The following is a 15,888-nucleotide window of genomic DNA, read 5'->3' as shown; positions in this document are numbered from 1 at the left end:
GGGGAAGCGGGGGCTGCAAGTGATGGCGGCCGCCGGGAGGCGACCGCCATCAAGGTTTGTGCCGTCAGGCACCGATCGCCGGATCGCTGCAGGTGGCCAGTCCGTTTTCCATATGCCCCGCTACGCGGCGCAGGTAGCCGGCATCGGAGCTCGAGGTGACGCTCAAGTCATACCAGTGCCCGCTGGCGCTGATCGTCCAGGCATCGTCGATACTCGCGCCCGCGGCGAGCGTGTGGGTGCGTGCCGCCGCGGTGCTGTAGCGGTTGGGCTTCACCGTCAGCGTGCACGCCACACTGCCGGTGTTGCGCAGACGCAGCACGATGCGGCCGCCGGCGGGGTCGTAGATCGCCTGGACTTCCGGTTGCGCCTTGCCCGCGCCGGCTAGCGCGACATCGCCCTTGAATTCGCGCAGGAAGCCGTTCGGGCCGAACGCGCGCAGGTCGTACTTCCCGGCCGTGACCGCCACCGCGCTCCAGTAGTCGGACAACTGCTTGCCGGCTTCCACGGTGTAGAACCACGGGCCGTCGCTGCGGTTGAGTGAGTACACGTTGAAACCGGCGCCGGCCGAACCGGTATTGACGAAGTCGAGCCAGTACTTGCCGGCCGCAATATCGACACGGCCATTGACGTGCAGCTCGTAGGGCAGGGCGCACGCGGGACGCTGGCCGGATTCCTGGTGCGGCATGGCCTGCTTGGTCGGAACGCGCGGCGCGGTGAGTTTGCACGTGGCATCGGCGTCGCCGATGTTGCCGGCGGTGCTAGGCAGCGTCGTCGGCCATGCGTTGTCGGGATCGGCGAACTCGAGCGTAGTAGTGAGGTCGCCACACACCGCGCGACGCCAGGCGCTGATGTTGGGTTCCATCACGCCGAAGCGCTGTTCGAGGAAGCGGATCGTCGAGGTGTGGTCGAACACCTGCGAATTGACCCAGCCGCCCTTGCTCCACGGCGAGATCACGAACATCGGCGTGCGCGCGCCCAGACCGACGGGGACGCCACCGTAGTTCTCGGTGCTGGTGTCGACCGTGCTCAGGCCCATGTTGCTGTCGAGTGCCGGCAGCGGCGCGGGCACGTGATCGAAGAAGCCGCCGTTCTCGTCGTAGTTGACGATGAACACCGTCTTCGACCACACCGCCGGATTGGCGGCCAGGATTTCGAGCAAGCGTGCAGTCAGGGATTCGCCGTAAGCCGGCGACGCCGCGGGATGCTCGCTCATGATGTAGGGCGCGACCAGCCACGACACCTGTGGCAGCGTGCCGGCTTCGACGTCGCGTTTGAATGCGTCGATCAGGTATTCGCCGCGCGAGGAATCCTTGTTGGCCGCGGTCGAGCCCGCCACCCAGGCGCGGCCGCGCTGGTACAGCGGCGAGGATGTATCGAGCTTGCGGAAGTTCTTGAAGAACGGCAGCGAGTTGTCGCCGTAATTGTCGTACTCCTGGTAGACCTTCCAGCTCACGCCGGCGTTCTGCAACCGCTCGGCGTAGGTGGTCCAGGTGTAGCCGACGAAGTTCGGATTGTCTTTCGACATGTCCGCGGTCCAGTTGCCGTCGTCCGCGTTGTTGACCGCCTGCGTGCCGCTGTTGCCCACGGTCAACCCACTGGTGCCGGTGAACATGTGCATGCGGTTGGGGTTGGTCGGCCCCAGCAGCGAGCAGTAGTACGCATCGCACACGGTGAAGGCATCGGCGAGTGCGTAGTAGAACGGCAGGTCGGCGCGGGTGAAGTGACCCATGCAGAACTGGCCTTTCACCTGCACCCACGCGTCGTAGTTCTTCCACAGCGTGTGCGTGCCCTTCCAGTCGTGGTGGATGTCAGCCAGGCATTGCGCGGCGGTGGTGTCCGTATCGAGACGGAACGGCAGCGTTGTCTTGCTGCTGCCGATGCGGTTGGGCTGCTGAAACACATTCTTGCCACCCGGCAGCGGAATCGGACGCGGGTCGTCGAAGCCGCGCACACCACGCAGTGCGCCGAGGTAATGATCGAACGAGCGGTTTTCCTGCATCAGGATCACCACGTGCTGCACGTCCTGGATCGTGCCGGTAACGATTGCGGGTTCGACCGCGAGTGCATCGCGGATCACTTTGGGCAACAGCTGGATGCCGACGGCGCCGACGGCGGCGCCCGCGGAGAGTTTCAGGAAATGACGGCGACGTTCGGAAACCATGGCGTTCCTCGCGGTGGTTGCGTGTTGCGGCCGGATTGTTGGGTGGCGTGATTGCCGGGAAATGACTGAATGCGAGCAGGCGACGGCAGCGGGCGCCCGATGCAGTGGCGCGGAGCGTGCCGCACGAGTTAAGCCCTTGCAAACGCAAGCGATGTGCGGTTCGCCTTACGGTTCTCGGTTGTACTTGGTTGTGCGATACGCCGACGTGTTTTGGCGATAAATCAGCGCGGCTCACATGCTTTTCGGCACTTGGAACAGTAGCGGGCGCGTGAGGACCGCAAGCACCGCGTAGCCCGACTTACGAATTCGAACTGTACTTGTGCAGCGCGCTATGGACGTTGCGCCAACCCGCGTTCGATCAGCCACTGCCATGCGGCTTCGGCGTCATGCTCGAAATAGGCCCGGGCGGAACCGAGGCGGAAGGTGTAACCCCATTCATCCATGTCCGCGAGGATGCGGTCGCGGCCCACGCCGGGAAGCTCGTCACCAAGCAACGCCTGCAGCACGCAGACCGCGTCTTCTTCCTCGACCGAATCGGTGGCGTCGGTGTGGACCTGTGCGCGACGTTCGATCGGCAGCACGATCAGATGCGCCGCTTCGTGCAGCAGCGAGTGCACCGGCGTGTCGAGCCGGGCGTAGACGGTGGAACCGATCAGGCCGGCCTCGTTGTCGCCCCAGTAACTGCCGGGAATGGCTTCGCCGCCGGATACCAGCTGGAATTGCAGGTCGTGGCGGGCGAGGAGGGCGACGACGTCGGGAATCGCGATGTCGGCAAGAGTGAGCATTGCTTCTGCTTCTGCCCCCTCCCTTTCGCCGCAGGCGAAGGGGAGGGTTGGGGAGGGGTGCTTTTGTCGTGGCTCGTGATGTTTCGGGAGACAAGAGCAACCGCAAAAGCACCCCTCCCCAACCCTCCCCTGCGCTTCGCGCAAGGGAGGGAGAATTCACGCCTGTGCGGGGTGTTCCGGCAGCGCGACGGAGATGTCGAGCACCTTGTTGTCGCCTTCGCCGATCAGGTCGACCTTTACGGCTTCGTCCTCGACCTTGACGTACTTGCGGATCACTTCCAGCAGTTCACGCTGCAGCATCGGCAGGTAATCGGGGCTGCTGCCGCGGCCGCTGCGCTCGTGCGCGACGATGATGCGCAGGCGATCCTTCGCAATGGAGGCAGTGGGCTTCTTTGCGATCAGGAAATCGAACAGACCCATCTCAACCTCCAAACATCTTGCTGAAGAAGCCCTTCTTTTCCACCTGGGTGAAGCGCATCGGACGGTCTTCGCCCAACAGGCGCGAGACGGCATCGTCGTAGGCCTGCGCGGCGTCGGATTCGGTTTCCAGAATCACCGGTTCGCCCTTGTTCGAGGCGTTGAGCACATCACCGGATTCGGGGATCACGCCGACGCTCTTGAGGCCGAGGATTTCCTCGACGTCGCCGATGCTGAGCATCTCGCCGGTTTCCACGCGCTTGGGGCTGTAGCGGGTCAGCAGCAGGTGCTCCTTGACGCGCTCGCCGTTTTCGGCGCGTTTGGTCTTGGAGGCGAGCAGGCCGAGGATGCGGTCGGAGTCGCGCACCGAGGACACTTCCGGATTCACCACGACCACAGCCTGGTCGGCGTAGTACATGGCCAGGAATGCGCCCTTCTCGATGCCGGCGGGCGAGTCGCAGACGATGTAGTCGTAGCTGTCGCTCTTCAGTTCCATCAGCACCTTCTCGACGCCTTCCTTGGTCAGCGCGTCCTTGTCGCGCGTCTGCGAAGCCGCGAGCACGTGCAGGTTGTCGAAGCGCTTGTCCTTGATCATGGCCTGCTTGAGCGAGGCTTCGCCGCTGATCACGTTGACGAAGTCGTACACCACCCGACGCTCGCAGCCCATGATCAGGTCGAGGTTGCGCAGACCGACGTCGAAGTCGATGACGGCGACCTTATGGCCGCGACGGGCCAGACCGCAGGCAACGCTGGCGCTGGTGGTGGTCTTGCCCACGCCGCCCTTGCCCGAGGTCACAACGATGATTTCTGCCAAAATTTCTCTCCCAGTCCTGTTCGGCGCATGCGCCGTTTTTCTTGTAATGGCGGGTCTATGGCCCGCGTCGAACCACTATTTACAACAAAAACACGCCGGGCAGGGCCCGGCGTTCGTGAATCAGTCAAGCGCGGCGATCTTCAGCTCTTCGCCCTCGAGCCAGATCTGCACGGGTTTGCCACGCAGCTCCTTCGGGATTTCCTCCAGCACCTTGTAGCGGCCGGCGATCGCGACGAGTTCGGCATGGAATTCGCGGCAGAAGATCCGCGCCTGCGCCCAGCCCTGCGCGCCGGCGAGAGCGCGGCCGCGCAGCGGGCCGTAGATGTGGATCGAACCGTCGGCCATCACTTCCGCGCCGGCGCCGATATTGGCGAGCACGCTGAGGTCGCGGTTGGCGGCGTAGACCTGCTGGCCCGAGCGCACCGGGGTGGATTGGATCAGTCCCGGGGCATTCGGGGTGGGCGCGGCGGCTGCCGGGGCCGGTTCGGTCGCGGCGGCGCGTTCCGGCTTGGCACGCGGCGGGGGCGGCGGTGTCGATTCGGGCTCACCGTCGCGTTCATAGGACGCGCGGAACTTGGCCAGCAGTGGCAGGCCGAGTTGTTCGGACAGGCGCTCGATCTCGCTGGTGCCGTAGGCCAACGCCACCGGCAGCACGCCGGCGTCGCGCAGGCCGTCGATGAGCTGGCGTGCGGTATCGACGTCGGGCGTCTGCGAGAGGCCGCCGAAGTCGATCACCACGGCGGCGCGCGCGAACAGCTTGGGCGCGCGCTGCACGCGGCCGCGCATCTCGTCGACGAGACGCGGGACGTCGAGGTTGCGGATGCGGAGGTTGGCGATGCCGACCTGGCCGATCTTCAGATCGCCGGCCAGTTCGTAGTCGACCGCCACGCTCATGGATGCGTCCCGGTGGCGCGCGGCGCGAGGTGACCGATGGTGGCGCGCGGGCGGCTCAGCCACGGCACGTCCGGCAGTCGGTCGCCGTAGGTCTCGTGCACCCAGGAATAGCTGCACAGTGCTTTCATCAACATGGCTGCACGCACTCCGGTTTCGGCCATCACGTGCTGGCCGGCCTCGCGGAAGCCGAAGCTGCCATGGAACAGCAGCACCGGGTCGTTGGTGCCGTCGAGGAACACTTCGCAGGCCATGTGCGGATAGCGCAGTTCGGCATAGCTCTGCGCGTCGGCATAGAACGCGCGGCCGACACCGCCGCCGCGGCGACGGCTGGCGACCACGATGCGGTCGATGTAGAAGAATTCCGGGTAGCGCTCGCGGAACCAGCGGAAGTTGCTGCTGTCGTGATCCGAACCCGAGCCCATGCCGATCAGGAAGCCGACCAGCGTTCCGTCGCGTTCGGCGACACGGAAATACTCGGCGTGATCGAAAAAGTACCGTAGTCGCGTCGCGTCCAGCGGCAGGATGGCGGGTCCGGCGGCGTTGTTGAGAGCGAGGACGGAATCCAGCTCGTGCTCACGCACGTCGCGGACAACGATCGACATTTCGTCGTGACTCCATGGTTTCTGGCCGGCGGCGGCCCAGTGCCGACGACCCGGCGATTATCGCATGGCCCGCAGGGGCGGGCGAATTCCCTGGCCCGGCGAGGGCGCGGGGACTGTGCCGATTCCGGCCAGAAACCTCATGTGCATGACTTTCGGACGGCTCCGCTACAGCAGCGAGTGGTTAGCATGGGTTCATGCTTTCAAGGCTCAACCACTCGCGACTGCTCCGCTACGCCGGTTTGTTCACCTGGGGCGCGGTGGGTTTGTGGCTGCTCAACGTCTGGCTGGATCCGGCTGTCGTTCCGCCCCAGCCTGGGGAAGCTCCCGCCCTCAACATCATGCGCTGGCTGGCCGTGTACCTGGCTTTCGGCCTGGTCTATTGGTGGATCACCCGGTCGCTGGGTCAGCGCCGGCCCGGAATTGCCGACCATGCCCTGCTGCTGGTGCTGACCGCCTGCGCGATCGGCGTGAGTTACTTCTCCGGTACCGGCCTCGGCAGCATCCTGCTGATGGTGATCGCGGGCCTGTTGCCCTGGTTGTTGCCTCTGCCTGTCGGCGTTGCGTGGCTGATCGGGGGCAACATCGCGATCATTCCGGTCTTTATCGATGCGCTGGATTTTCCACCGGCGCTGGCTGCCCTGCAGTCGATGGGCTACCTGGGTTTCTCGAGCTTCGTCTTCGTCACCGCACTCGTCGCGCGTCAGCAAGCCGAGGCACGCGAGGAGCAACGCCGCCTCAATGCCGAGCTGCGCGCCACCCGCGCGCTGCTGGGCGAGAGCGTGCGTGTCAACGAACGCACCCGCATTTCGCGCGAGCTGCACGATCTGCTCGGTCACCACCTGACCGCGCTGAGCCTCAACCTGGAAGTCGCCGGTCACCTCGCGCCCGAAGGGCGTGCGCGTGAGCATGTCCAGCAGGCCCACACCCTGGCCAAGCTGTTGCTGACCGACGTGCGTGAAGCCGTCAGCCAGCTGCGCGAGGGCGGGGCGATCGATCTGGCTGCGGCGCTGCAGCCGTTGTCGGAGAACGTGCCGGCGATCGACATCCACATGGATATCGAGACGCCGCTGACCCTCGACGACCCTGAGCGTGCGCACGTACTGCTGCGTTGCACGCAGGAAATCATCACCAATGCGGTGCGTCACGCCAACGCACACAACCTGTGGATCCATGCGCGTCGCGAAGGTGGCAACATCATCGTGGATGCGCGCGATGATGGACGCGGTGCAGATGCGGTCGTAGCCGGCAATGGCCTGCGCGGCATGCGCGAACGCCTGGTCCAGCACGGCGGTGATCTGCGTATCGAGACACAACCCCGGCCTCACCCCGAGGCGGGATTCCGCCTGCGGCTGACCCTGCCGGCCTCGGCCACCCTGGCCGCAAGCGAAGGAGCGATTGCATGAGTGAAAAGAGCATCCGTGTGCTGCTGGTGGACGATCAGACCCTGGTGCGCCAGGGCGTGCGTTCCCTGCTGGCACTGGCCGAAGGCATTGACGTGGTCGCCGAGGCCAGCGACGGCAAGCAGGCCGTGGAAATGGTCCCGCAGGTACAGCCGGACGTCGTGCTGATGGACATGCGCATGCCGGTGATGTCGGGGCTGGAGGCGCTGCAGGCGCTGGCCCGCACCAATTCGCTGCCGCCGACGATCATCCTGACCACCTTCGACGACGACCAACTGGTACTGGCCGGGTTGAAGGCGGGCGCCAAGGGCTACCTGCTCAAGGACGTGTCGCTGGAGCAGTTGGTAGGTGCAATCCAGGCCGTGGCTGATGGCGGCTCGCTGGTGCAGCCGGCGATGACCCAGCGCCTGCTTTCGGGCCTGGAGCACATGCGCAACGACTTCGTCAGCCTCGATCGTCCTGATCCGCTGACCGAACGCGAGACTGAAATCCTGCGTCTGATGGCCGGTGGCTTTTCCAACAAGGAAATCGCCAATTCGCTGGGCGTGGCCGAAGGCACGATCAAGAACCACGTGTCGAACATTCTGTCCAAGCTCGGCGTGCGCGACCGGACCCGCGCCGTGCTCAAGGCTTTCGAGCTGCAGCTGGTGTAAGGCTGGGCACGCGAGAAGGGGCCCGACTTTCCCGCTATGGGCAGTCCCTCACCCCTTGCCCTCTCCCGCAAGCGGGAGAGGGGGAGTAGGGGCCGTGCAGTACCCGCTCCGGCCCGTGCGCTGGCGCGAGAAGGCTCCTGCCTTCGCCGCCCACTTATTTGATGGGCTTTGCGTTTTCGTGGCGGTCCACCCTGATATGCCCGCCCCTTATGCCATTCCTGCCCCATACGGTGCTGCCGCGCGGCCGCTGGCTGGGTTACGATTGCCGACTTGCACCCCCGGCCGATTGCCGAGACCGGGCCCTGGAGAAACCTGAATGACCCGTTTGCTCGAGATCCTGATTTCCCTGGCGATCGTCGCCGTGCTGTTTACTGTCGTCGGCTTCATCCTGCCGTCGAGCCGTCATCTGGAAAGTTCGGTTGAGACCAACCGCAAGATGACCATCGTCTTCGACACCTTGAACAGCGCGCGTCGCTTCAAGGACTGGAACCCGTCGGTAGCTGGCGATCCCAAGATCAAGATCAACGTGTCCGGCCCGGAAAGCGGCGTCGGCTCCAAGGTGAGCTGGGACTCCGAAGAGAAGGCCCTGGGTCAGGGCAGCTGGACGATCTCCAAGAGCGAACCCGGCAAGCTCATCGCCTACGCGATCGAAGACATCGACCGCGGCCACGACAAGCGCTCGGAGTTCACCTTCGAACCGACCGGCAAGTCTGGCCGCAACATCAAGATCACCCAGAGCTATGACGTCGACTACGGCCTGAACCTGCTGGGTCGCTATTCCGGCCTGTACGTGACCAGCAACGTCGGCGAGAAGATGAAGCTCGGCCTGAGCAGCCTGAGCAACATGCTGGCCACGATCCCGAACCTCGATTACACGACCCTGGCGCCGACCGTGGCCGATCGTGCCGGCGAGAACCTGCTGGTGCTGAACGCCGCGGTTCCGCTGAACCAGATCACGATCCAGGCCCAGATGAAGACCAACATCGAGTGGATCAAGAAGAACATGGCCGCCAATGGCCTGGAAGCTGCCGGTCCGGTGCGCATCATCACCAACGAAATCGGCAGCTCGATCTATTCGTTCGACGTCGCCCAGCCGGTCCGCAAGGCCGGTAGCGATCCGACGGTCAAGCTGGAAGGCCTGAGCCTGAGCAACAACGTCGAGCTGCTGTACAACGATCCGACCAGGATCGTCACCGTGCCGTTCAAGGGCCACATGTCGAACCTGCAGAACGCGCGTGATGGCCTGCGTGCCTGGGCGATGACCCGCGGCTACGAGACCACCGAGCGCGCCTACGAGACGTGGAAGAACGGCATCGACGCCGGCTTCGCTCCGGGTCAGATCGGCGAGTACGACGTGGTCTGGGCGGTCAAGTAAACCTCCGCCAAAATGCTTCATACGGAACGCCGCGCATTGCGCGGCGTTCTGCTTTTTTCGGTCCCGATTCTTCAACTGCGTCAATTCGTGCACACGCTTGGAGGCGCAGGGCACTACAAAGCATGCAAGGCCGGGGCTATCGTTGAGCCATGACTCTCGTTACTGAAACTTCGTTCTTCCGGCGCGCGCTGGTCGCGGCAGGCGCGGTGTTCTCCGGCTTGGCGATCGCGTTGTCCGCCTATGCCAGCCATGCCGCCGATGGCGCGGCGAAGACATCGCTATTTGTCGCCGCGGCGCTCGCGCTGGCCCATGGCATTGCGTTGTGCGCGTTGGTCCCGCAAGCGCTGCGACGACTGGGCCTGATCGCCCTGGCCGGACTTCTGCTGGGGACCTTGCTGTTTTCCGGCGGCATCGTGTTCCGTCATTTCGCCGGCTACTCGCTAGGGCTCACGCCATTCGGCGGCGGCCTGATGATCGTGTCCTGGCTTGTGTATGCAGTCGATGCCCTGAAACGCGACTACTGAGATATCGCCATGCCCCGACATCGTCGTGGATTCGACACCGCCGCCGCGTTCGAACATCTCTCGCGTCGCGATCGCAAGCTCGGTACCTGGATGAAGAAGCTGGGTCCGATCGATGCGGACCCGCGTTGGCGCAAGGCCTTCGATCCGGTCGATGCACTGGCACGTGCGATCCTCTATCAGCAGCTCAGCGGCAAGGCGGCTGCGACCATCGTCGGTCGGGTCGAAACCGCGATCGGCAGCAATCGTTTCCATTGCGACACCTTGGCGAAGATCGACGACGTCGGGCTGCGGGCATGCGGCGTTTCCGGCAACAAGACGCTGGCGCTGCGCGATCTCGCGGCGCGCGAAGGGCGTGGCGAGATTCCCGACCTGCGCCGCATGAGTACGATGGACAATGACGCCATTATCGAAGCGCTGACGCCTATCCGCGGCATCGGTCGCTGGACGGTCGAGATGATGCTGATGTTCCGGCTGGGACGTCCCGACGTGTTGCCGGTGGACGACCTGGGTGTGCGTAAGGGAGCTCAGGTGGTCGACAAGCTCGACGAGATGCTCAAGCCCAAGGAGCTGTTGGACCGTGGCGAGCGCTGGGGTCCCTACCGCACTTACGCGAGCCTGTATCTCTGGCGCATCGCGGACGCGGGCACGAAGGCCAAGGAGCCGACCAAACGCTCGCAGGAATAGAAGTGCTCACGCCCTGGCTTCGGCAGTGAGTAGGGTCATGAGGCTCACCAGCGCGAGGATCAGGCCTTGCAGCAGCAGGAAGGCGACGGTAGCCGCGATGCGGGTGCCGCCATCGGCAGTGATTCCCAGGCGCCAGAAGATTGTCGTGGCGGCAAGTCCGATCATCGTGTAACCCAGCAGCAGCACGAGCATGCCGCCTCCGGCGCGCAGTGCGGTGGCGCCGTTGAAAACGATGAAGTCGATGCAGCAGGTCGCGGCTGCCAGCGCGACGGCCCAGGACAACCATTTCGTCATCGGGTTCATCGCGATTCGCGGCTTGCCCTCCTGCGGTTGCGATCAGGCACCGGCCGTCAGTCGGTGTAATACCAGTGCCAGGGTTCGTAGACGATGCCGTGCGGGTTGTGGCGCGGATAGCTCATCACGAAGTTGTAGCCCTCGGCGTTGTTCTGCAACCAGGCGAACGCGGGCGTGTGTTCGAACGACTCTTCCGCCGGAGGCTCGCCGGGCGTGCCGAGATCCAGTGCACGACCGGAATGATGTTCGCTGTAACCCGGCGCGGCGTTGACCGTGAGGATCTGTTCCACCGTCTGCCCGCGCGCCAGCTTCCGCTCGAAGATGCCGAGCTGGTAATCGTGGCTGCGGTACCCGGAAATGGCTTCCAGCACGACGCCGTCATGCAGCGCGGCCGTCTGCATGGAACGCCATGCGCGCGCCGCCGGCGACACGAGCCATAGCGGGCGGCGGTAGCGATCAAATCCGGCGAAAGTAAGGGCGACGGGCTCGGCCACCAGCGGCAGCCCGGTGCGCTCGCCATAGCCATCATCCAACCCCAGTGCGTGCAGACGGTCCTGCAGACGTTCCAACGGCAATTCGCCGATGACGTCCAGACCGCTACGACGATGCTCGCTGAGGTGGTCGAGAGCGGACAGCGCAATGTCGATGCCGGGCTCGCGGCGCAGATGCGTCACTAGCGCCAGCAGGCCCTCGGGAAGGTCGGCTGCGAGGTACTGCCCGTCGCGTTTGCGACGCAGCACGTGACGTGCGCGCGACACAGCGCGCGCATCGTGGTTGCTGCGCGCACGCAGCAGGCCGCCGGGCCAGATTTCGATGTCGGGGGTATTGATCAGCAGGTATGAGGCCGGGCGCATGGGCGCAGGTTAGCCCGGGTCCCGCCGTGGTGCCATCGCATTGAGCGCAGCTAGCAGGGATTGCGGTTGCTGCAGTGAGATCAACAGATGCGGACCATCGCGTTCAGGCAGCCACAGCACGCGGCGGCGTTCGGTCAGCAGGTAGAAGCCTTTGCCCCATTGGCGTGTACGGAACCAGCCAGCCTGATAGCCGGACGAAGAAATGCCGAGCGTCCTGCGGCCGGGGAGCAGTTCGGTGCGTTCTTCCAGGTCGATGATGCGTGCGCGTTCGAGTTCGAGCGCCGCCGCCGGCACGCGCCGGGTATGGATTCCGGCCCTTATGACCAGCACACCCGATTCGAGCATGACCGAGCGACGCCACTGCAACAGGCAGAGTATCGCGAGCACCAGCAACGCACCGGCCGAAACAGCCCACGAAACGGGCCACAGCGTGCTCTGCGAGAGGTCCGGTGCAAGCTCGATCGACAGGCCGATGGCCGCCGCCGTGGCGACAGCGGCAAGAAGAATCTTCAACTTCGCCGATGGCGGTTCGATGACGGCGTAGCTGCTATTGGCGGCGCGTAGGTCGGCCATCGCGAAGTCCCCGGTGCTGGTTCCGGGGATTCTGGGGCTCGGTTCACGCCGTTGTGTCCATCCATTGCGATTTTGGGAAGCGCCGTCCCGATGGCGCGAGGACGTCCATCACAATGAGCGGACAGGGCGGCGTGCCTCAGCGGCGTGATTCGCGCCAGGTCAGCGCGGACAATCCGCCACTGACCACGGTGGCAATTCCGCTGGCCCACAGTGGGATATGCACGCCGTTGACCACGACGTCCCAACCCAGCACGACGCGGGTGAGCTGCAGGAGTCCAATCAATGCCAGCAGGAGGCAGGCGAGGGAGGTGAACGGCTTCATTGCACTCTCCATTGCGCGCATCGGCGCGAAGTCAGGTCTTGGTACCGGTCCGGGTCTGCAGGGCATCGAGCAGGGCTTGCGGTTTCGCCAAACTGAGCAGCAGGCGGCGGCCGGATCGTTCGCTTATTACAAGTACACGTGAAGCATCGGTCACCAGCACGAAGGCTCGGCTTCGATCACGAAGACGGAAGTGCCCCATTTTCAGGCCGGGAACGCTGGTTCCGAACAATTTGATCGTAGGCTTCCATTCCCTGCGTTCGCGCAGATCGACCACGCGTGCTGTCGCAAGGTCCAGGTCGCCGATGGCGACGCGGCGCGTGTTCACACCTGCGGCGATGACGAGCGTGCCATCGACGATGCTGATTCGACGCCGATGCAATATCAGCGCGATCATGCCGCCGATCGCGAGGGTGAACGGGAGCATTACCCATGCTTCGGGTTGTCGCTGCATCAGCACGACGGCGCCGATCACGACTGCCAGCATCGCCAGGCCCGGCAGCAACCAGATCAGCCGCGCATCGGCGGGCAGCAGCGGGAAATCGGTGGGGATGGAATCGCGGATGCGGGATGTAGCAGTCATGGCCTCGCTCTCAGTGCTTGCGAATCCACACGGCCACGTCGTCGATCACGCGCGCGTCGACATGTCCCGGGGTCTGGTATTCGGCGAGCGTGCCCGGACCTTCGCCTGCGATGGCGAGGTGGTTCAGTGCGGGGTAGTGCTTGAACGTGGCGCGCGACTCCTTGCCCAGTGCTGCCTGCCAACGCTGCCAATCGGTATCGACAACCTGGATGTCGCGCGCTCCTTGCAAGAGCAGCAGCGGCTGGTGGATCGCCTTGGCTTCGGCGACGGGGTTCACCGTGTCGATGCTGCGCCAGTACGCGGCCGGCAATCCCATCGGGGTGTCCTGCGGCGGCACCTCGGCGCCTGCGCGAATGCGGGTGACCTGCTGCGCGAGTTTGTCGATCATCGCCGCTTCCTCTGCGGAGACGTCGCCGCTCATGGCGGCCAGGCGGCGGTTCTGTTCGATCAGGATGTCGAGCAGCGGCCGCGAAGGCGCCGCCAACAGAATGACGCCGGTGGCATTGGCGCGCTGGGCGATACGCGGGGCCATCATGCCGCCCTGGCTGTGACCAAGAATGTAGATGCGCTTGCCATCGACTTCCTTCAGCGTGCGCAGCAACGCGACAGCGGCGACCGCATCCTGTGTAGTCTCGGTATCCACGGTCAGCGGGTTGTCGACGTAATCACCCGGGCGCGCCTTGGTGCGTTTTTCGTAGCGCAGCACTGCGATGCCTTCGGCGGCGAGTCCGCGGGCGAGATCGAGGAAGGGGCGATTCGGTCCGATGGTTTCGTCGCGATCCTGCGGGCCGGATCCGTGCACCAGCACCACGGCCGGGAAGGGGCCTGCGCCCTTTGGCAGGGCGAGAGTGCCGGGCAGTGAATGCCCGTCGTTACCGACGGCGACCTCGCGTTCGATATAGGGAGCATCGGCCGGTGCGGCAGCAGCCGGCGGCGGAGGTGCCGGCTGGATCAGGAAGCCGGCGATCTGGCCCGACGTATCGATCGCGACCTTAGCCACCAGTTCCAGGTTGGCGTAGTGCAGCGGAATGACCACGAGGGTCATGAGGCCTTGCGGTTGCGCCACAGCTTCGCCGCGGCCTTTGGCAGCGCCAGCCTGCGCCGGTAGCGATTCCCAGACCTGCTTCAGCTTTTCGGCCGGCACAGCCGTGCGCATCTGTTCGGTAAACCCATTGGCTGCAGCTTCATAGCGTCCTGCATCGAGGTCATCGAGCAGCTGGGACGCGATCGCAGTCGGATCCTTTGCGGTCGGTCCTTTCGACTGGGCCATCGCGACCGAAGTGGTGGCGAGGAAAAGACATATCACTGGTAACAGGCGTTGCAGCATGCGTTTCACATCAAATCCCTCTGGGTGAAGCGGAAAGGGGAGCAAGGGTCAGACTTCCTTCTTCAGGTACAGCCAGGTGCCGAAACCGGTTTGCACGACATTGACCAGTTCCCAGCCCTGATTGCCCAACTGCGAGAGGGTTTCCTCCAGTTGTTTGGGCCGCAGGCCGAGGAACTTCGGTTTGACTTCGACCACCTTGTAGTTGAAACGCCTGCTCATGGAGATTCCGTACCCTTGTCATCGTTGTCTTCTGCAGGACGGGGCAGCCGCCCGGCCTTGCGTAGTGCATCGCGCAGCACGTATTCGATCTGTGCGTTGAGGCTGCGTAGTTCGTCGTCGGCCCATCGCTGCGCCGCGTTGAGCACTTCGGCGTTGATGCGCAGCGGATAGGCCTTCTTCTCGCTCATGCGTGCAGCGACATCAACCGCCGGTGGCGACGGCGGTGCCGATGCCGCAGATGAGCAGGACCAGCGACACGGCCGCCGCGGCCTGGAACCCGCGCGGACGCGCGTTGCGTCGGCGGCGCAGGTACATGGCGATCGGCAGGATCGGCAGCAGGGCGATCAGGACGGCAGAGCCGTGGAAGGCGTTCATTGCTGTTCTCCGGTATGTCGGCAGGTCGTGCGGGTCAGTACAGCGTGCCGGCGTTGACGATCGGCTGCGTGGCGCGTTCGCCGCACAGCACGACCAGCAGGTTGCTGACCATCTGCGCCTTGCGCTCCTCGTCGAGATGCACGACGCCGTTCTTCTGCAGCTCGGCCAGCGCCATTTCGACCATGCCCACCGCGCCGGCGACGATGCGGGTACGCGCAGCAATGATGGCGTTAGCCTGCTGGCGCTGCAGCATCGCCTGGGCGATTTCCGGAGCGTAGGCGAGGTGACTGATGCGCGCGTCGAGCACCTGCACGCCGGCGTCGGCGAGGCGGTCGGCCAGTTCCTGCTTCAGGTGTGCGCTGATTTCGGTGGCGTGGCTGCGCAGCGCGAGCTGGCCTTCTTCGTGCTGGTCGTACGGATAGCTGGTCGCCATCGCGCGCAGCGCCGATTCGGACTGGATGTGTACGAAGCTCTCGTAGTCGTCGACGTTGTAGACGGCCTCGGCGCTGTCTACGACCTGCCAGACGATCACCGCGGCGATCTCGATCGGCGAACCGTCGAGCTCATTGACCTTCAGCTTGCCGCTTTCGAAGTTGCGCACGCGCTGGCTGACCTTCTTCTTCGTATAGAAGGGGTTGTTCCAGCGCAGGCCGTTGTCCTTGACCGTGCCGACGTACTTGCCGAACAAGCTCAGCACCGCGGCCTGGTTGGGTTCGACCATGTACAGGCCGCACAAGGTGAAGCCGCCGAGGACGGCCAGCACCAGGGCCGCGACCACCATGCTGCCCATATGCGTGACATTGCCCGTGTAGAAGAGCCAGCCGGCCAGGAGCTCGGCCCCCAGGCAGGCGAGCAGGGTGGTGATGCCGGGGAGGGACTGGATGGGGTTCTCTTTCATGGCGGTCTCCGTGTGTGGCTGTATCTGATATCAATTTGATATCAGTTGAAAGTAGATTCCGACGAGCGGCAATCGACGGGCACGCCAAGCCGCCACCGGCGCGGGGGTCCACGTGACGGAAAGAGGCAATTAAAGGA

The 15,888-nt window shown here is 64.6% G+C and carries 21 protein-coding genes; 5 read left to right on the top strand and 16 right to left on the bottom strand.

The genetic code is table 11. The annotated features are described in order from the left end of the window. Positions 1-64 precede the first annotated feature (64 nt). The 6 genes from ACYVGK_RS14240 to ACYVGK_RS14215 form a co-directional block, all read right to left on the bottom strand. A complete protein-coding gene (locus ACYVGK_RS14240; RefSeq protein ID WP_460734833.1) occupies positions 65-2,161 on the bottom strand; it encodes a phosphocholine-specific phospholipase C in 2,097 nt (698 codons plus the stop codon). Positions 2,162-2,490: 329 nt separating this feature from the next. Next, positions 2,491-2,946 carry a hypothetical protein gene (locus ACYVGK_RS14235; RefSeq protein WP_460734831.1) on the bottom strand — a complete coding sequence of 152 codons (456 nt, stop codon included), beginning with the start codon at positions 2,944-2,946 and terminating at the stop codon, positions 2,491-2,493. Positions 2,947-3,102: 156 nt separating this feature from the next. After that, positions 3,103-3,366 carry a cell division topological specificity factor MinE gene (minE, locus tag ACYVGK_RS14230; protein WP_460734829.1) on the bottom strand — a complete coding sequence of 88 codons (264 nt, stop codon included), beginning with the start codon at positions 3,364-3,366 and terminating at the stop codon, positions 3,103-3,105. 1 nt (position 3,367) lies between these two features. Further along, positions 3,368-4,177 carry a septum site-determining protein MinD gene (minD, locus tag ACYVGK_RS14225; RefSeq protein ID WP_460734827.1) on the bottom strand — a complete coding sequence of 270 codons (810 nt, stop codon included), beginning with the start codon at positions 4,175-4,177 and terminating at the stop codon, positions 3,368-3,370. 120 nt (positions 4,178-4,297) lie between these two features. Beyond that, positions 4,298-5,071: a septum site-determining protein MinC gene (gene minC, locus ACYVGK_RS14220; RefSeq protein WP_460734825.1), complete on the bottom strand. Its 774-nt coding sequence runs from the start codon at positions 5,069-5,071 to the stop codon at positions 4,298-4,300. Continuing rightward, on the bottom strand, positions 5,068-5,673 hold the full coding sequence (locus tag ACYVGK_RS14215; RefSeq protein WP_460734823.1) for a GNAT family N-acetyltransferase: 606 nt from the start codon (positions 5,671-5,673) through the stop codon (positions 5,068-5,070). The genes minC and ACYVGK_RS14215 overlap by 4 nt, the downstream gene beginning before the upstream one ends. A 194-nt stretch (positions 5,674-5,867) precedes the next feature. Between ACYVGK_RS14215 and ACYVGK_RS14210 the strand changes: the two genes are divergently transcribed. The 5 genes from ACYVGK_RS14210 (at position 5,868) to ACYVGK_RS14190 (ending at position 10,309) form a co-directional block, all read left to right on the top strand. Then, positions 5,868-7,076 (top strand): sensor histidine kinase, encoded by a 1,209-nt coding sequence (locus ACYVGK_RS14210; protein ID WP_460734821.1) that lies wholly within the window; start codon positions 5,868-5,870, stop codon positions 7,074-7,076. Beyond that, on the top strand, positions 7,073-7,726 hold the full coding sequence (locus ACYVGK_RS14205; RefSeq protein WP_460734819.1) for a response regulator: 654 nt from the start codon (positions 7,073-7,075) through the stop codon (positions 7,724-7,726). The genes ACYVGK_RS14210 and ACYVGK_RS14205 overlap by 4 nt, the downstream gene beginning before the upstream one ends. A 316-nt stretch (positions 7,727-8,042) precedes the next feature. Beyond that, complete coding sequence (locus ACYVGK_RS14200) at positions 8,043-9,101, top strand: polyketide cyclase (RefSeq protein WP_460734817.1); 1,059 nt, start codon at positions 8,043-8,045, stop codon at positions 9,099-9,101. Positions 9,102-9,250: 149 nt separating this feature from the next. Further along, on the top strand, positions 9,251-9,625 hold the full coding sequence (locus tag ACYVGK_RS14195; protein WP_460734815.1) for a DUF423 domain-containing protein: 375 nt from the start codon (positions 9,251-9,253) through the stop codon (positions 9,623-9,625). A 9-nt stretch (positions 9,626-9,634) separates the two neighbouring features. Beyond that, positions 9,635-10,309, top strand: coding sequence for a DNA-3-methyladenine glycosylase family protein (locus ACYVGK_RS14190; protein ID WP_460734813.1), 675 nt, complete (start codon positions 9,635-9,637; stop codon positions 10,307-10,309). Between the two features lie 6 nt (positions 10,310-10,315). Here the strand turns inward: ACYVGK_RS14190 and ACYVGK_RS14185 are convergent, their stop codons facing one another. From ACYVGK_RS14185 to ACYVGK_RS14140, 10 genes are all read right to left on the bottom strand, one after another. Continuing rightward, on the bottom strand, positions 10,316-10,612 hold the full coding sequence (locus ACYVGK_RS14185; protein WP_460734811.1) for a hypothetical protein: 297 nt from the start codon (positions 10,610-10,612) through the stop codon (positions 10,316-10,318). A 47-nt stretch (positions 10,613-10,659) separates the two neighbouring features. Then, a complete protein-coding gene (locus ACYVGK_RS14180) occupies positions 10,660-11,457 on the bottom strand; it encodes a M15 family metallopeptidase (protein WP_460734809.1) in 798 nt (265 codons plus the stop codon). Between the two features lie 9 nt (positions 11,458-11,466). After that, a complete protein-coding gene (locus ACYVGK_RS14175; protein ID WP_460734807.1) occupies positions 11,467-12,030 on the bottom strand; it encodes a hypothetical protein in 564 nt (187 codons plus the stop codon). A 136-nt stretch (positions 12,031-12,166) separates the two neighbouring features. Further along, positions 12,167-12,352: a hypothetical protein gene (locus tag ACYVGK_RS14170; RefSeq protein WP_460734805.1), complete on the bottom strand. Its 186-nt coding sequence runs from the start codon at positions 12,350-12,352 to the stop codon at positions 12,167-12,169. Positions 12,353-12,383: 31 nt separating this feature from the next. Beyond that, on the bottom strand, positions 12,384-12,932 hold the full coding sequence (locus ACYVGK_RS14165) for a PH domain-containing protein (RefSeq protein WP_460734803.1): 549 nt from the start codon (positions 12,930-12,932) through the stop codon (positions 12,384-12,386). Between the two features lie 10 nt (positions 12,933-12,942). Continuing rightward, complete coding sequence (locus ACYVGK_RS14160; RefSeq protein ID WP_460734953.1) at positions 12,943-14,259, bottom strand: alpha/beta hydrolase; 1,317 nt, start codon at positions 14,257-14,259, stop codon at positions 12,943-12,945. Positions 14,260-14,307: 48 nt separating this feature from the next. Next, on the bottom strand, positions 14,308-14,478 hold the full coding sequence (locus tag ACYVGK_RS14155) for a DUF4177 domain-containing protein (protein ID WP_460734801.1): 171 nt from the start codon (positions 14,476-14,478) through the stop codon (positions 14,308-14,310). Next, positions 14,475-14,666 (bottom strand): type II toxin-antitoxin system antitoxin, encoded by a 192-nt coding sequence (locus ACYVGK_RS14150; RefSeq protein WP_460734799.1) that lies wholly within the window; start codon positions 14,664-14,666, stop codon positions 14,475-14,477. Before ACYVGK_RS14150 ends, ACYVGK_RS14155 begins: the two co-directional genes overlap by 4 nt. Before the next feature lie 13 nt (positions 14,667-14,679). Continuing rightward, the gene (locus ACYVGK_RS14145) at positions 14,680-14,853 is read right to left on the bottom strand and encodes a hypothetical protein (RefSeq protein WP_460734797.1); all 174 of its coding nucleotides are present in this window, start codon (positions 14,851-14,853) and stop codon (positions 14,680-14,682) included. A gap of 34 nt (positions 14,854-14,887) precedes the next feature. Continuing rightward, on the bottom strand, positions 14,888-15,751 hold the full coding sequence (locus tag ACYVGK_RS14140; RefSeq protein ID WP_460734795.1) for an SPFH domain-containing protein: 864 nt from the start codon (positions 15,749-15,751) through the stop codon (positions 14,888-14,890). Positions 15,752-15,888: the final 137 nt, after the last annotated feature.

Source organism: Lysobacter tyrosinilyticus (genome assembly GCF_054779815.1).
This window is presented reverse-complemented; position numbering and strand designations above follow the sequence as displayed.

Excerpts from the sequence above, each read along its gene's own strand:
- ACYVGK_RS14240 (WP_460734833.1), bottom strand. The coding sequence starts at position 2,161 with ATGGTTTCCGAACGTCGCCGTCATTTCCTGAAACTCTCCGCGGGCGCC.
- ACYVGK_RS14235 (WP_460734831.1), bottom strand. The coding sequence starts at position 2,946 with ATGCTCACTCTTGCCGACATCGCGATTCCCGACGTCGTCGCCCTCCTC.
- minE (WP_460734829.1), bottom strand. The coding sequence starts at position 3,366 with ATGGGTCTGTTCGATTTCCTGATCGCAAAGAAGCCCACTGCCTCCATT.
- minC (WP_460734825.1), bottom strand. The coding sequence starts at position 5,071 with ATGAGCGTGGCGGTCGACTACGAACTGGCCGGCGATCTGAAGATCGGC.
- ACYVGK_RS14215 (WP_460734823.1), bottom strand. The coding sequence starts at position 5,673 with ATGTCGATCGTTGTCCGCGACGTGCGTGAGCACGAGCTGGATTCCGTC.
- ACYVGK_RS14210 (WP_460734821.1), top strand. The coding sequence starts at position 5,868 with ATGCTTTCAAGGCTCAACCACTCGCGACTGCTCCGCTACGCCGGTTTG.
- ACYVGK_RS14205 (WP_460734819.1), top strand. The coding sequence starts at position 7,073 with ATGAGTGAAAAGAGCATCCGTGTGCTGCTGGTGGACGATCAGACCCTG.
- ACYVGK_RS14200 (WP_460734817.1), top strand. The coding sequence starts at position 8,043 with ATGACCCGTTTGCTCGAGATCCTGATTTCCCTGGCGATCGTCGCCGTG.
- ACYVGK_RS14195 (WP_460734815.1), top strand. The coding sequence starts at position 9,251 with ATGACTCTCGTTACTGAAACTTCGTTCTTCCGGCGCGCGCTGGTCGCG.
- ACYVGK_RS14190 (WP_460734813.1), top strand. The coding sequence starts at position 9,635 with ATGCCCCGACATCGTCGTGGATTCGACACCGCCGCCGCGTTCGAACAT.
- ACYVGK_RS14185 (WP_460734811.1), bottom strand. The coding sequence starts at position 10,612 with ATGAACCCGATGACGAAATGGTTGTCCTGGGCCGTCGCGCTGGCAGCC.
- ACYVGK_RS14180 (WP_460734809.1), bottom strand. The coding sequence starts at position 11,457 with ATGCGCCCGGCCTCATACCTGCTGATCAATACCCCCGACATCGAAATC.
- ACYVGK_RS14175 (WP_460734807.1), bottom strand. The coding sequence starts at position 12,030 with ATGGCCGACCTACGCGCCGCCAATAGCAGCTACGCCGTCATCGAACCG.
- ACYVGK_RS14170 (WP_460734805.1), bottom strand. The coding sequence starts at position 12,352 with ATGAAGCCGTTCACCTCCCTCGCCTGCCTCCTGCTGGCATTGATTGGA.
- ACYVGK_RS14165 (WP_460734803.1), bottom strand. The coding sequence starts at position 12,932 with ATGACTGCTACATCCCGCATCCGCGATTCCATCCCCACCGATTTCCCG.
- ACYVGK_RS14160 (WP_460734953.1), bottom strand. The coding sequence starts at position 14,259 with ATGCTGCAACGCCTGTTACCAGTGATATGTCTTTTCCTCGCCACCACT.
- ACYVGK_RS14155 (WP_460734801.1), bottom strand. The coding sequence starts at position 14,478 with ATGAGCAGGCGTTTCAACTACAAGGTGGTCGAAGTCAAACCGAAGTTC.
- ACYVGK_RS14150 (WP_460734799.1), bottom strand. The coding sequence starts at position 14,666 with ATGAGCGAGAAGAAGGCCTATCCGCTGCGCATCAACGCCGAAGTGCTC.
- ACYVGK_RS14145 (WP_460734797.1), bottom strand. The coding sequence starts at position 14,853 with ATGAACGCCTTCCACGGCTCTGCCGTCCTGATCGCCCTGCTGCCGATC.
- ACYVGK_RS14140 (WP_460734795.1), bottom strand. The coding sequence starts at position 15,751 with ATGAAAGAGAACCCCATCCAGTCCCTCCCCGGCATCACCACCCTGCTC.